This window comes from Paludibacterium sp. B53371, assembly GCF_018802765.1.
Taxonomy (GTDB): domain Bacteria; phylum Pseudomonadota; class Gammaproteobacteria; order Burkholderiales; family Chromobacteriaceae; genus Paludibacterium.
In genome coordinates this window covers 3,304,432-3,316,335 of sequence record NZ_CP069163.1, presented here as the reverse complement: position 1 = coordinate 3,316,335, position 11,904 = coordinate 3,304,432, and the positions used below count along the sequence as shown (strand labels likewise).

16 protein-coding genes are annotated in these 11,904 nt (G+C 62.2%); 13 read left to right on the top strand and 3 right to left on the bottom strand.

Features of this window, described 5'->3' with window-relative positions:
* Positions 1–14 precede the first annotated feature (14 nt).
* The gene (locus JNO51_RS15865) at positions 15–467 is read right to left on the bottom strand and encodes a hypothetical protein (RefSeq protein WP_215779210.1); all 453 of its coding nucleotides are present in this window, start codon (positions 465–467) and stop codon (positions 15–17) included.
* Positions 468–557: 90 nt separating this feature from the next.
* Between JNO51_RS15865 and bioD the strand changes: the two genes are divergently transcribed.
* The 4 genes from bioD to JNO51_RS15845 all read left to right on the top strand — a co-directional run bounded on the left by bioD (position 558) and on the right by JNO51_RS15845 (position 2,690).
* Complete coding sequence (gene bioD / locus JNO51_RS15860; protein ID WP_215779208.1) at positions 558–1,187, top strand: dethiobiotin synthase; 630 nt, start codon at positions 558–560, stop codon at positions 1,185–1,187.
* A 106-nt stretch (positions 1,188–1,293) separates the two neighbouring features.
* Positions 1,294–1,926, top strand: a complete 633-nt coding sequence (locus JNO51_RS15855) for a class I SAM-dependent methyltransferase (protein ID WP_215779205.1) — start codon at positions 1,294–1,296, stop codon at positions 1,924–1,926.
* A 41-nt stretch (positions 1,927–1,967) separates the two neighbouring features.
* Entirely contained in the window at positions 1,968–2,279 is a 312-nt protein-coding gene (locus tag JNO51_RS15850; RefSeq protein WP_215779201.1) for a cupin, read from the top strand.
* Positions 2,280–2,432: 153 nt separating this feature from the next.
* On the top strand, positions 2,433–2,690 hold the full coding sequence (locus JNO51_RS15845; protein WP_215779199.1) for a hypothetical protein: 258 nt from the start codon (positions 2,433–2,435) through the stop codon (positions 2,688–2,690).
* Positions 2,691–2,821: 131 nt separating this feature from the next.
* Here the strand turns inward: JNO51_RS15845 and JNO51_RS15840 are convergent, their stop codons facing one another.
* The gene (locus JNO51_RS15840; RefSeq protein ID WP_215779196.1) at positions 2,822–3,355 is read right to left on the bottom strand and encodes a GNAT family N-acetyltransferase; all 534 of its coding nucleotides are present in this window, start codon (positions 3,353–3,355) and stop codon (positions 2,822–2,824) included.
* A 64-nt stretch (positions 3,356–3,419) separates the two neighbouring features.
* Positions 3,420–4,283 carry a GyrI-like domain-containing protein gene (locus JNO51_RS15835; protein WP_215779194.1) on the bottom strand — a complete coding sequence of 288 codons (864 nt, stop codon included), beginning with the start codon at positions 4,281–4,283 and terminating at the stop codon, positions 3,420–3,422.
* A gap of 205 nt (positions 4,284–4,488) precedes the next feature.
* On the opposite strand from JNO51_RS15835, the gene JNO51_RS15830 reads away from it, so the two are divergent.
* The 9 genes from JNO51_RS15830 (at position 4,489) to hisF (ending at position 11,899) form a co-directional block, all read left to right on the top strand.
* Positions 4,489–5,070 (top strand): SCO family protein, encoded by a 582-nt coding sequence (locus JNO51_RS15830; RefSeq protein ID WP_215779192.1) that lies wholly within the window; start codon positions 4,489–4,491, stop codon positions 5,068–5,070.
* A gap of 44 nt (positions 5,071–5,114) precedes the next feature.
* Positions 5,115–5,876, top strand: coding sequence for a flagellar brake protein (locus tag JNO51_RS15825; RefSeq protein WP_215779190.1), 762 nt, complete (start codon positions 5,115–5,117; stop codon positions 5,874–5,876).
* 154 nt (positions 5,877–6,030) lie between these two features.
* Positions 6,031–6,681, top strand: coding sequence for an ATP phosphoribosyltransferase (gene hisG, locus JNO51_RS15820; RefSeq protein ID WP_215779187.1), 651 nt, complete (start codon positions 6,031–6,033; stop codon positions 6,679–6,681).
* A gap of 5 nt (positions 6,682–6,686) precedes the next feature.
* A complete protein-coding gene (gene hisD, locus JNO51_RS15815; RefSeq protein ID WP_215779184.1) occupies positions 6,687–7,988 on the top strand; it encodes a histidinol dehydrogenase in 1,302 nt (433 codons plus the stop codon).
* Positions 7,989–8,048: 60 nt separating this feature from the next.
* Positions 8,049–9,119, top strand: coding sequence for a histidinol-phosphate transaminase (gene hisC, locus JNO51_RS15810; RefSeq protein WP_215779182.1), 1,071 nt, complete (start codon positions 8,049–8,051; stop codon positions 9,117–9,119).
* 3 nt (positions 9,120–9,122) lie between these two features.
* Positions 9,123–9,716: an imidazoleglycerol-phosphate dehydratase HisB gene (gene hisB, locus JNO51_RS15805; protein WP_215779179.1), complete on the top strand. Its 594-nt coding sequence runs from the start codon at positions 9,123–9,125 to the stop codon at positions 9,714–9,716.
* The gene (gene hisH / locus JNO51_RS15800; RefSeq protein WP_215782756.1) at positions 9,716–10,363 is read left to right on the top strand and encodes an imidazole glycerol phosphate synthase subunit HisH; all 648 of its coding nucleotides are present in this window, start codon (positions 9,716–9,718) and stop codon (positions 10,361–10,363) included. The genes hisB and hisH overlap by 1 nt, the downstream gene beginning before the upstream one ends.
* Positions 10,364–10,380: 17 nt before the next feature.
* Positions 10,381–11,130, top strand: coding sequence for a 1-(5-phosphoribosyl)-5-[(5-phosphoribosylamino)methylideneamino]imidazole-4-carboxamide isomerase (hisA, locus tag JNO51_RS15795; protein WP_215779176.1), 750 nt, complete (start codon positions 10,381–10,383; stop codon positions 11,128–11,130).
* A gap of 1 nt (position 11,131) precedes the next feature.
* Positions 11,132–11,899, top strand: a complete 768-nt coding sequence (gene hisF / locus JNO51_RS15790; RefSeq protein WP_215779174.1) for an imidazole glycerol phosphate synthase subunit HisF — start codon at positions 11,132–11,134, stop codon at positions 11,897–11,899.
* The last annotated feature ends 5 nt before the right edge of the window (positions 11,900–11,904 follow it).

The window sequence follows — 11,904 nt, the reverse complement described above, 5'->3', positions numbered from 1 at the left end:
CCGCTTCCTGCCCCTCAGTCGACCAACAGATAGACCGGGTCGGCCAGCAGCTTGCGATACATCGCCATGCGATGCCAGTGAATGGCCCACAGGATCATGGCCGGAAACACCACGTACAGCTGATAACCCGGCACCAGAAACAACAGGAACAACGTGACGGTGCCCATCGTCACGCCAAAGGCACCATTGCCCGGCAGATTGCGCGCACGCAGCTCTTTTTGCAGCCCGAGCGACAGCATGATGATGTACACCATGAACCACAGAATGCCGACCAGCGGCAGCAGAGATGCCCAGACCGTGATTGGCGGGAAAGGACGGCGCGACGGGTCAATCACCCGCATGGTGCGCTGCAGGGTGCGGTAATACAGCAGGTTGGCACACAGCGCGATCAGCAGGATCGCCAGCGTGCTCCACAGGGCCGGGCCATTCAGGCTATGCAGGTTGTTGATCAGGTCTTCCGGTTTCATCGTCTTCATTCAGGGCAGGGGTGGCCGACTTGCGGTACAGCCGATAATGAGTCATAACAACGCACTTTGGTTCCAGCATGAGGCGGCACTATGACCCAAGGGTATTTCATTACCGGCACCGATACTGAAGTTGGCAAGACCTATTCTACCGTCAAATTGATTCAGCTTTGGCAAAGTCAGGGCCTGCACGTCGGTGCCATGAAGCCGGTGGCCTCCGGCTGCGAGGTGGCGGCGGACGGGCGCTGGCTCAACGACGACGTCAGCCGGCTGAGCGCCGCGACCGGCCAGACCGACCTCGACCTGATGAACCCCTATCGTTTCCTGCCGCCCATCTCGCCGCATCTGGCCGCGCGTCAGGCAGGCGTCGAGATCAGCCTGCCGACCATCGTCGCACACTACCAGCGGCTGGCGGCCCAGTACGAGCGCATGGCCGTGGAAGGGGCCGGCGGCTGGTACGCCCCCCTGACCGACCAGCTATTCATGGCCGATCTGGCCCGCGCCCTGCAACTGCCGGTCATTCTGGTGGTGGGCATGCGCCTTGGCTGCATCAACCATGCCCTGCTCACCGCCCAGGCCATTCAGGCCAGTGGCCTGACCCTGGCCGGCTGGGTGGCCAACCGAGTGGTGCCGGACATGGCGGCCTATGCCGAAAACCTGGCCACCCTGGACCAGCAACTGCCCGCGCCGCGTCTGCTCGAACTACCCTACGCCCCGGAATAAACGATGAAACGACGGAAACGACGGGGTCAGGTCTTGTATTTTGCGTCCTGATGCAAAATACAAGACCTGACCCCGTCGTTTCGCTGACCCCTTGAGGAATCGATCCATGTGCCCGTCAAACGCGCTGTCTTTCGATGACAAAGCCAAAACCTGGGACGACGACCCGGTCAAAGTGGCGCGAGCCAACGCCATTGCCCAGTCCATTCGCGAGCAGGTCTCCCTGAACACCCGGATGTCCGCGCTGGAGTTCGGCTGCGGTACCGGCCTGCTCGGCTTCGCCCTGAAGGACGACCTGGGGCCGCTCAGCCTGGCCGACACCTCGCCGGGCATGCTGGCCGTGCTGCAGGACAAGATCCAGGCCAGCGGCCGGCAGGACATGCACGTCTGCCTGGTAGAGGCGGGTCAGCCGGCCTTGCCGCCAGCGAGTGTCGATCTGATTTTTACCGCCATGACCCTGCACCACATCGAGGACACCGATAAGGTGCTGCAGCAGATGTATACCATGCTGAAACAGCCCGGCTATTTGTGCGTGGCCGACCTCGATGCCGAGGACGGCTCGTTTCACGGACCGGATTTCAGCGGCCACAAGGGATTCGATCGAAGCCAGCTGGCCGAACGGGCAAAGCAGGTCGGGTTTGAGACCGTCCGTTTCACCACGGTCTTCGTGATGAACAAGGGAACCGGGCCGGGACAGACAAGCTTCCCGGTCTTTCTGATGGTAGCGGGCAAGACCGTCTGACAGAGTCGACGGCGCTCGACAACGGCACGAAAGAGAGAGTCATGCGCATCATTCGCAGTAAGACGTTCACGGCCAGCCGGCCCTGGGGCGCCGAAGAAATTGCCAACATGGGCGGGATCACCACGCGCCTGCACTGGACAGACCAACCTTACAAGTGGCATGTCAATGATGGTGAAGAAGTCTTTGCCGTGCTGGATGGCATCGTCGACATGCACTATCGCGAAGAGGGTGAAGAGCGGGTCGTGACCTTGCTGGCAGGTGATGTGTTCTATGCCGGCATCGGCTGCGAGCATGTGGCTCATCCCCGTGGCGAGGCGAGGATTCTGGTGGTGGAAAAGGCTGGCAGTGTCTGAGTGGTGTGAGCTTGTCTGACCGTTCTGGCTTGTGTATCTGTCGGGGCATTGAGTAGTGTGCTGTCTGCGGCGTTTGCCGTAACGGGCGCGGGCCCTTGGGTGCTAGCACACCCCCGGGCCCGCTAACCACACACACTCACGCAAGGAGTTTGTATGGCTGCGTATGATGGTAATTCACCCCTGGTCTATCCACCAAGTCGTCAGCAGCGCGATCTGCAGTTGTTGCAGCTGGTTTCCCGGCTTTGCCCCCCGCGTGACAGCCTGCCCGAGCAGGGCCTGTGCCGTCTGATTGTCGATAGCCGCCTGGCCTGGGCGGTCGAGGCGATCGACGGTCAGTCGTCATGGCTGTACCTGCCCAGTGCAGCGCGGGCACGGCAGGTGGCGGGTTGTACGATTCTCTCGCTGGATTAACCACTGTTCTCGGAGGCCGGGGGCCGCAAGGTCCCCGGAGGGGTTGCTTGCAACCAGAACGGGGTCAGGTCTTTCATTTTGCATCCTGACGCAAAATGAAAGACCTGACCCCTTTTGTGTGTGTCGGCGGTTTACAGGGTTTTGTAGTAAATGGCGGTGCCGTTGTACTGGCCGTTTGAGCTCAGGGCAAAGCCGGGGATGACGCCCGCACGGGTAAAACCGCATTTGGCATAGAGCGCTTCCGAGACATCCCCTTGCCGTGTGTCCAGCACCAGCAGCCGCAGGCCGAGTGCTCTGGCCTGGGCTTCGGCTGCGGCCATCAGTTGTGTGCCGATTCCGGCCGAGCGGCAGTCGGTTCTGACCATCAGTTTCTCGATTTCCCCGCGGTGCTGGCCGTTCTGCTTTTTGCACAGACCGATTTGCACACTGCCGACAATGTCACCGGCCTGCCGCGCCACCAGCAGACGACCATCCTGGCTGCGCAGCCGCTGATCGACGCCGCGCCAGTAGTCCAGCGCCACTTGCCTGTCCAGCGGGGCGATGAAGCCGACCGAGGCGCCGCCTGCCACGCTGTCGGTGAGCAAGTCGCTCAGCGCCTGGAGGATCTCTCCACAGGTGGGGAGATCCTGAATGGTCAGGGTATCTGGGCGGGCGGAATGAGGCATGATGGTTTTCCTTGGCGGGGAGCTGTCAGTGTATCCGGTGGCAGGCGGGCTGGCGACGCCTCGCTCAGGCCAGCGGCAGGTAGATGTCGGTGATCAGGGCGGCCTCCGGGGTATCCGGCAGCAGGTTGACGTAGTGGAAGAACAGCGGAAAGTCGCGCAGTTCTTCCCCGCTGGCCGGCAACCAGTCGCGATACAGCGGATAGATGCTTTCGCCGATGCGCTCATGCGCACCGAGATGGCGCACCCGGGCGCAGCGTCCGCCCGGGATGACTTTTTCGATCACGCCCTGCGGGTTGGCCGGCACCGTCTGGCGGATTTCGCCGGCGATATCGAAACGAAACTGACTGGGCTCGGTGGTATCGGGATTGTCGTAGGCAATGCCGAAGGTACGGCAGTCATCCTTGGGCGACAGGCCTGACTGTTTGCGCCATTCGATAAAGCTGGCCACGGCATGATTCAGTTGCTCGGTCGGACCGCGATGCGCCTTGACGGCAATCGGCGTGCGGGCGAAATCGACAATATCGACTTTCACGGGGTGGTTCCTTTCTGGCAGGCGGAAGCGGTAAACCTCGTGCCAGTGCGCCCAGTCGGGGGCCTTCCTGAATTCGGACGGTGACTGGCCAAAAGTCTGGCGAAAGGCACGGGCAAAGGATTCCGGCGTTTCAAATCCGGCATGCAGGGCAATATCGATCACCTTTTCCTGTGGTGCGAACACCAGGCGATAGGAAGCCTGCTTCAGGCGGCGCAGCAGGATGTAGCGCGCCACATTGATGCCGAGGTAGTCGGCAAACTGCCGGTGAAAGTGAAATTTGGAGAAATGGGCGATCTGGCACAGCTGCCCCACGCTCAGCGGTTCGTCCAGGTGCTGGTCGATGTAGTCGAGGACCTTGTTGAAACGCGTCTGGTAGGCCTGCAGTCGGTCGTTCATTTTTTCTCCGGGGTTCACCGTCCGCACTATGCGGCATCCCGTGCCCACAAGCCTGTCCAAAATTGCTGCCTTGCCGGCCAGACCCCGCACAAAGGGCAGGGTTTTTCTTGCCGCTGTCCTGCATCGTGAGTATCCTGATGCGCTCGCGTGTCGCGCTGTGCGCGACACTGTTGCTGGTGGATGACTGTCTGATGGTTGTGTGCTGATGCCCCTGTTACGTCGTTTGCTGCTGCTGGTCCTGCTCGTCGGGCTGGCCGCCTGTCAAAAGCCGATCAAGCTTGATCTCAAAGGCTCCGATCTGACCGGAACCCAGGTGGGTGGCGATTTCTCGCTGACGGATCAGCAAGGCAAGCCGCGCCGCCTGTCCGAATTCCAGGGCAAGGTGGTGGCGCTGTTTTTCGGCTACACACATTGTCCCGATGTCTGTCCGACAACCCTGCTAGAATATGCCAATGTGTATAAAAAACTCGGCAAAGATGGCGATAAACTGCAAGTGATCTTTGTTTCCGTCGATCCCGAGCGGGATACACAGGCCGTACTGGCAGGCTATGTGCCGCATTTCAACCCGACTTTTGTCGGTCTGACCGGCACGCCGGCCCAGGTTGCCGATGTCATGAAAGCCTACAAGGTGGTGGCGCAGAAAGTCCCGACGCCCGGTGGGGGTTATTCAGTCGATCACAGTGCCGGATCCTATCTGCTGGATGCCAGCGGGCAGGTGCGGGTTTACGAGCCTTATGGCACACCGGTTGCCGATGTGGTGCATGATATTCAGCAACTGTTACGCTAGAATCGTCTTATAGCTAGATACAATATTCATTGAAGGTTTGCACTGTGAGTCAAGAAAACCAGCCCAGCGTTTCAGGTGCCGGCCAGACCCTCGATCTGGCCAAGTACACGCTTGCTTCGCAGGTTGAAATCGTTCATCACCTCAAGGCCATTGCCAAGAGCGGTTTCATGGTGACCGTGTTCTCGAACAAGGGCAAAACCTTCATCCTTACCCGTCTGCTGGAAGTCGATACCAAGAAGCAGACCATGATCTTCGACTGGGGCAGCGACGAAGCCACCAACAAGCAGTTGCTGGCCAGCGAGCGCAATGTGTTTGTCTGCTCGCCCGACGGCGTCAAGACCCAGTTCATCACCGGTCAGGTGCACCAGATCAGCTACGAGGGCAAGCCGGCCTTCGAAGTGTCGCTGCCGGAGCAGGTCATCAAGTTGCAGCGGCGCGAGTTCTTCCGCATCCGCACCCCGGTCGGCAATCCGCTGATCTGTACCATCAATGATTTCCCCGGCGCCCCGGTCGAACTGGCGGTGTTTGACATCAGCCTGGGCGGCATGGCGCTGTGGCTGCCGGATCTGACCATGGCCGGTTTTGACATCGGCACCCAGTACCTCGACTGCCATCTGGATCTCAAGCCTTTCGGGCGGCTCAACTGCGTGCTGGAAGTGCGCCATCGTCTGCCCCTGCAGATGCGCAACGGTCAGGACGCCCTGCGCGTGGGCTGTAATTTCGTCGGTCTGCCGACCCAGATGGAAAACCTGATCCAGCGTTACGTCGGCCAGCTCGAGCGCGAACGTCGCGCGATGATGCGCTGACCGCCGCACCCCGACAAAGCAGTAATTTCCCGCCGCCGGCTTTTCGGTTATTCTGTCTGAATAACTCCATTCATGTGTCCGGCGGATCTGCATTCCCCCAAGCATCTGAATTTGAATTAATCTTTGGCAACTGGCCTGACAGACAACATTCATCATGACGCTGACCATTGCCCTGTCCAAAGGGCGTATTTTCGAAGAGACCCTGCCTCTGCTGGCGGCTGCCGGCATTACCCCGGCGGAAGACCCCGAAGCCTCGCGCAAGCTGATCATCGGCACCAACCATGCGGATGTGCGCCTGGTGATCGTGCGCGCTTCCGACGTCCCGACCTATGTGCAATATGGCGCGGCCGATCTGGGCATTGCCGGACGCGACGTGCTGATCGAACATGGGGGGGCCGGCCTGTACCAGCCGCTGGATCTGAACATCGCCCGCTGCCGCATGATGGTGGCAGTGCAGGACGGTTTTGATTATGACGAAGCGGTGAAACATGGTGCACGCCTGAAAGTCGCCACCAAATATCCGAAAATCGCCCGTGAGCATTTTGCCCGCAAGGGCGTGCACGTCGACATCATCAAACTGTACGGCTCAATGGAGCTGGCACCGCTGGTCGGTCTGGCCGACGCCATCGTCGATCTGGTGTCCACCGGCAACACGCTCAAGGCCAACCATCTGTCGGCGGTTGAACACATTCTGGATATCAGCTCGCGCCTGGTGGTCAACCAGGCGGCGCTCAAACTCAAATACGACACCATCCAGCCGGTGCTGGACGCTTTTGCCGCGGCGACTGCCGGCAAGCAGGAATGATGGCCATGTTGCATCTGGATACTTCCCGACAAGACTTTGCCGAACGTCTGGCGGCCCTGCTGGCCTTTGAAACCGCGCAGGATCCGGCGGTAGATCAGGGGGTGGCGGCGATCTGCGCCGAGGTGCAGCGCCGTGGCGATGCGGCGGTGATCGAATACACCAATCGCTTCGACCGGCTGTCGGCGCAGTCGATGGCGGATCTGACCCTCAGCCGCGAACAGCTGGCGGCAGCGCATGCCCGCCTGCCGCAGGCACAGCGCGAGGCGCTGGAGGCCGCGGCCGCACGCGTGCGCCGCTATCACGAACATCAGCGCCAGTCGTCCTGGTCCTACGAGGAAGAGGACGGCACGCTGCTCGGCCAGCAGGTCACGCCGCTGGACCGGGTCGGCATCTACGTGCCGGGCGGCAAGGCGGCCTATCCCAGCTCGGTGCTGATGAATGCCATGCCGGCCAAGGTAGCCGGCGTGGGCGAAATCATCATGGTGGTGCCGACGCCGGGCGGGGAACGCAATGACCTGGTGCTGGCGGCGGCCTATATCGCCGGTGTCGACCGGGTGTTTACCGTGGGTGGCGCCCAGGCGGTGGCGGCGCTGGCCTATGGCACCGAAACCGTGCCGCAGGTGGACAAAATCACCGGTCCGGGCAATGCCTGGGTCGCGGCCGCCAAGCGACGGGTGTTCGGCGTGGTCGGCATCGACATGGTCGCCGGTCCGTCGGAAATCCTGGTGATTTGCGACGGGGAAACCGATCCGGACTGGATTGCCATGGATCTGTTCAGCCAGGCCGAGCACGACGAAATTGCCCAGGCCATCCTGCTGACGCCCTCGGCCGAATTCATTGCCCGGGTCGAGGCCAGCATGGCGCGGCTGATGGCCGACATGCCGCGGCGCGACATCATCGAGGCATCGCTGTCCGGCCGTGGCGCACTGATCAAGGTGCGCGATCTGGCTGAAGCCTGCGAGATCGCCAACCGCATTGCGCCGGAACACCTGGAGCTGTCAGTGGCCGATCCGGAAGCCTGGCTGCCGCAGTTGCGCCATGCCGGGGCGATTTTCCTCGGCCGCTTCACCTCGGAGAGTCTGGGCGACTATTGCGCCGGGCCGAACCACGTGTTGCCGACCTCGCGTACCGCCCGTTTTGCCAGTCCGCTGGGGGTGTATGACTTCCAGAAGCGCAGCAGCCTGATCCGCGTTTCCGCGGCCGGCGCCGCGCGTCTGGGGCCGATTGCCTCGACCCTGGCCCATGGCGAGGGCCTGACCGCCCATGCCCGGGCTGCCGAACTGCGCATGCCGTCCGCCGACGCATAATGGTTTTATGACATATAATCAGGCAGATAAGCCTTCGCCCGTACGGGTATGAGCCAAGACATGAAACGTTCCGCCGAACACCTGATCCGACCGGAAATTCTCGACATGCCGGCCTACCATGTGGCCGACGCCGCCGGCTACATCAAGCTGGATGCCATGGAGAATCCTTTCCGTCTGCCGGAGGCGTTGCGTAACGAGCTGGGTCGTCGCCTGTCGGACGTGCTGATCAACCGCTACCCGGACCCCTCCGGCAGCGGTCTCAAGGCGCAGCTGGCCGAGGCCTTCGGGATTCCCCCCGAGGCGGAAGTGCTGCTCGGCAATGGGTCGGACGAAATCATCACCCTGATCTGCCAGGCGCTGGCGCGCCCCGGTGCCTGCCTGATGGCCTTCGAGCCGTCCTTCGTCATGTACCGGCTCAATGCGCAGTTTTCCCGGGTCGGCTATGTCGGCATCCCGCTCAACGAGGATTTCTCGCTCGACCTGCCGCGCACCCTGGACGCCATCCGCCAGCACCAGCCGGCGGTGATCTTCATTTCCTACCCCAACAACCCGACCGGCAACCGTTTTGCCCGTGCCGACATCGAGCGCATCCTGGAGGCCGCCACCGGGCTGGTGGTGCTGGACGAGGCCTATCAGGCCTTTGCCGACGACTCGTTCATGGCGCTGGCCGGCAAGCTGGAGCACCTGCTGGTAATGCGCACCCTGTCGAAGATCGGTCTGGCCGGCATCCGCCTGGGCTATGCCGCCTCGACGCCGGCCTGGATCGAGGCCATCAACAAGGTGCGGCCACCGTATAACGTCAATGTGCTGACCCAGGAAACCGCGCGCTTCCTGCTGGCACATCGCGAAGTGTTTGACGGTCAGGCCCGTGACCTGCGCCGCGAGCGTGCCCGCATGGCCGAGCGGCTCGCCCATTTTGCCGGCCTGCAGGCCTTCGACAGTCAGGCCAATTTCATTACCGTGCGCGTGGCCGATGCCGACGAGCTGCATGGTTTTCTCAAGCAGGCCGGCCTGCTGGTGAAGAATCTGCACGGCAGCCATCCGCTGCTGGCGCAATGTCTGCGCATCACCATTGGTGCGCCCGAGGAAAACGACGCGGTCCTGGCCGCCCTGACAGCCTACTTCGAATAAATCATGCGAACCGCTACCGTTACCCGCAATACCCTGGAAACCCGGATCACCGTGACGCTCGATCTGGATGGCACCGGCCAGGCCGAACTCCAGACCGGCGTGCCGTTTCTCGATCACATGCTGGACCAGATCGCACGCCACGGCCTGATCGACCTGAGCATCCTTGCCGAAGGCGATCTGCACATCGACGCCCACCACACCGTCGAGGATATCGGCATCACCCTGGGGCAGGCCTTTGCCCGCGCCATCGGCGACAAGAAGGGCATCCGCCGCTATGGCCATGCCTATGTGCCGCTGGACGAGGCGCTGTCGCGCGTGGTGATCGACCTGTCCGGTCGTCCCGGTCTGACTTACGAAGTCAGCTATACCCGCGCCGCCATCGGCCAGTTCGATGTCGACCTGTTTGCCGAGTTTTTCCATGGCTTCGTCAACCACGCCATGGTGACGCTGCACATCGACAACCTGCGTGGCGTCAATGCTCACCACCAGGCGGAAACCATCTTCAAGGCTTTTGGCCGTGCGCTGCGCATGGCCTGTGAAGCCGACGAGCGCATGGCCGGCATCACGCCCTCGACCAAGGGGACGCTGACAGCATGATCAATGTCGCCGTAATCGACTATGGCATGGGCAACCTGCATTCGGTGGTGAAATCGATCGAGGCGGTCAACGATGGCCGCGCCCGCATTCAACTGACTGCCGATCCGCACGCCGTGCTGAAAGCCGACAAGGTGGTGTTCCCCGGTCAGGGCGCCATGCCGGACTGCATGCGCGAACTGCGCGCCCACGGTCTGGCCGAGGCCGTGCTGGAGGCCACGCGCAACAAGCCGTTTTTCGGCATTTGCGTCGGCGCCCAGCTGCTGTTCGACTCAAGCGAAGAGGGCGATACCCCGGGGCTGGGGCTGTTCCCCGGCACGGTCAGGCGCTTTGCCGCCGGCCAGACCGATGCGCACGGCGATCGCCTCAAGGTACCGCACATGGGCTGGAACCGGGTGTTCCAGTGCCAGCCGCACCCGTTGTTTGCCGGCATTGCCGATGGCGAGCGCTTCTATTTCGTCCACAGCTACCATTTCGCGCCGCAGGATCCGGCGCTGACCCTGGCCGAGAGTGAGTACCCGGGGCGCTTTTCCTGCATCGTCGGCCGCGAGAACATTTTTGCCACGCAGTTTCACACCGAGAAGAGTCATGCCGCCGGGCTTCAGCTGATGAAGAATTTCCTGGCCTGGGATGGCACTGTTCAACCCTAACGAAATCAAGACTTACCATGCTGCTCATACCCGCAATTGACCTCAAGGATGGTCAGTGTGTCCGCCTCAAGCAGGGCCTGATGGATCAGGCCACGGTGTTTTCCGAAGACCCGGTCGAAGTCGCCGTCCATTGGCGTGACCAGGGGGCCCGGCGCCTGCATCTGGTGGATCTGAATGGTGCGTTTGCCGGCAAGCCGAAGAACCTGGCGGTGATTCGCGACATCCTGGCCGAAGTTGGTTCCGACATGCCGGTGCAGTTGGGCGGTGGCATCCGCGATCTGGATACCATCGAAAAGTACCTCGACATGGGCCTGCAATACGTGATCATCGGCACCGCCGCGGTCAAGACGCCCGGCTTCCTGCGCGATGCCTGCGATGCCTTCCCCGACCAGGTGATTGTCGGCCTGGATGCCAAGGACGGCATGGTGGCGATCGACGGCTGGGCCAAGATCACCAGCCACAACGTGATCGAGCTGGCCAAGCGTTTCGAGGACTATGGCGTGGTGTCGGTGATCTACACCGATATCGGCCGCGACGGCATGCTCACCGGGGTGAATATCGACGCCACGGTCAAGCTGGCCCAGGCACTGCGTGTGCCGGTAATCGCTTCCGGTGGCCTGACCAACCTGGATGATGTGCGCCAGCTGGTAGCGGTAGAAGGTGAGGGCATCGAAGGCGCCATCACCGGCCGCGCCATCTACGAAGGCAGCCTGCCGTTTGCCGAAGCCCAGGCGCTGGCGGACGAACTGTCCGACCAGGAAGCCTGACATGGCACTGGCCAAACGCATCATTCCCTGCCTCGACGTCACCGCCGGCCGCGTGGTCAAGGGGGTCAACTTTGTTGGCCTGCGCGATGCCGGCGACCCGGTCGAGATCGCCCGTCGCTACAACGAACAGGGCGCCGACGAACTGACCTTCCTCGACATCACCGCCAGCTCGGACCAGCGTGACCTGATTCTGCACGTGATCGAGTCGGTGGCCGATCAGGTCTTCATTCCGCTGACCGTGGGCGGCGGCGTGCGCCAGGTAGCGGACATCCGCCGCCTGCTCAATGTCGGTGCCGACAAGGTCAGCATCAACACCACCGCTGTCACCAACCCCGGGCTGGTGGAAGAAGCCGCCGGCCGTTTCGGTTCGCAGTGCATCGTGGTCGCCATTGATGCCAAGGCCACCGGACCGGACAACGACCGCTGGGAGGTGTTTACCCATGGCGGTCGCACCCCGACCGGGCTGGATGCGGTCGAGTGGGCGCTGAAAATGCAGCAGCTCGGCGCCGGCGAAATCCTGCTCACCAGCATGGATCGCGACGGCACCCGGGTCGGCTTCAACCTGCCGCTTACCCGCGCGGTTTCCGACGCGGTATCGATTCCGGTGATCGCCTCCGGTGGCGTCGGCAATCTGCAGCATCTGGTCGAGGGCGTCAGCGAGGGGCATGCCGATGCCGTGCTGGCCGCCAGCATCTTCCATTTCGGTGAATACACGGTACGCGATGCCAAGCTGGCCATGCAGGCCGCCGGCATCGAGGTCCGCCTGTGACGGGA

Bases quoted from the DNA above. Each gene is read 5' to 3' on its own strand.
- JNO51_RS15865 (WP_215779210.1), bottom strand. From the start codon at position 467: ATGAAACCGGAAGACCTGATCAACAACCTGCATAGCCTGAATGGCCCG.
- bioD (WP_215779208.1), top strand. From the start codon at position 558: ATGACCCAAGGGTATTTCATTACCGGCACCGATACTGAAGTTGGCAAG.
- JNO51_RS15855 (WP_215779205.1), top strand. From the start codon at position 1,294: ATGTGCCCGTCAAACGCGCTGTCTTTCGATGACAAAGCCAAAACCTGG.
- JNO51_RS15850 (WP_215779201.1), top strand. From the start codon at position 1,968: ATGCGCATCATTCGCAGTAAGACGTTCACGGCCAGCCGGCCCTGGGGC.
- JNO51_RS15845 (WP_215779199.1), top strand. From the start codon at position 2,433: ATGGCTGCGTATGATGGTAATTCACCCCTGGTCTATCCACCAAGTCGT.
- JNO51_RS15840 (WP_215779196.1), bottom strand. From the start codon at position 3,355: ATGCCTCATTCCGCCCGCCCAGATACCCTGACCATTCAGGATCTCCCC.
- JNO51_RS15835 (WP_215779194.1), bottom strand. From the start codon at position 4,283: ATGAACGACCGACTGCAGGCCTACCAGACGCGTTTCAACAAGGTCCTC.
- JNO51_RS15830 (WP_215779192.1), top strand. From the start codon at position 4,489: ATGCCCCTGTTACGTCGTTTGCTGCTGCTGGTCCTGCTCGTCGGGCTG.
- hisG (WP_215779187.1), top strand. From the start codon at position 6,031: ATGACGCTGACCATTGCCCTGTCCAAAGGGCGTATTTTCGAAGAGACC.
- hisD (WP_215779184.1), top strand. From the start codon at position 6,687: ATGTTGCATCTGGATACTTCCCGACAAGACTTTGCCGAACGTCTGGCG.
- hisC (WP_215779182.1), top strand. From the start codon at position 8,049: ATGAAACGTTCCGCCGAACACCTGATCCGACCGGAAATTCTCGACATG.
- hisB (WP_215779179.1), top strand. From the start codon at position 9,123: ATGCGAACCGCTACCGTTACCCGCAATACCCTGGAAACCCGGATCACC.
- hisA (WP_215779176.1), top strand. From the start codon at position 10,381: ATGCTGCTCATACCCGCAATTGACCTCAAGGATGGTCAGTGTGTCCGC.
- hisF (WP_215779174.1), top strand. From the start codon at position 11,132: ATGGCACTGGCCAAACGCATCATTCCCTGCCTCGACGTCACCGCCGGC.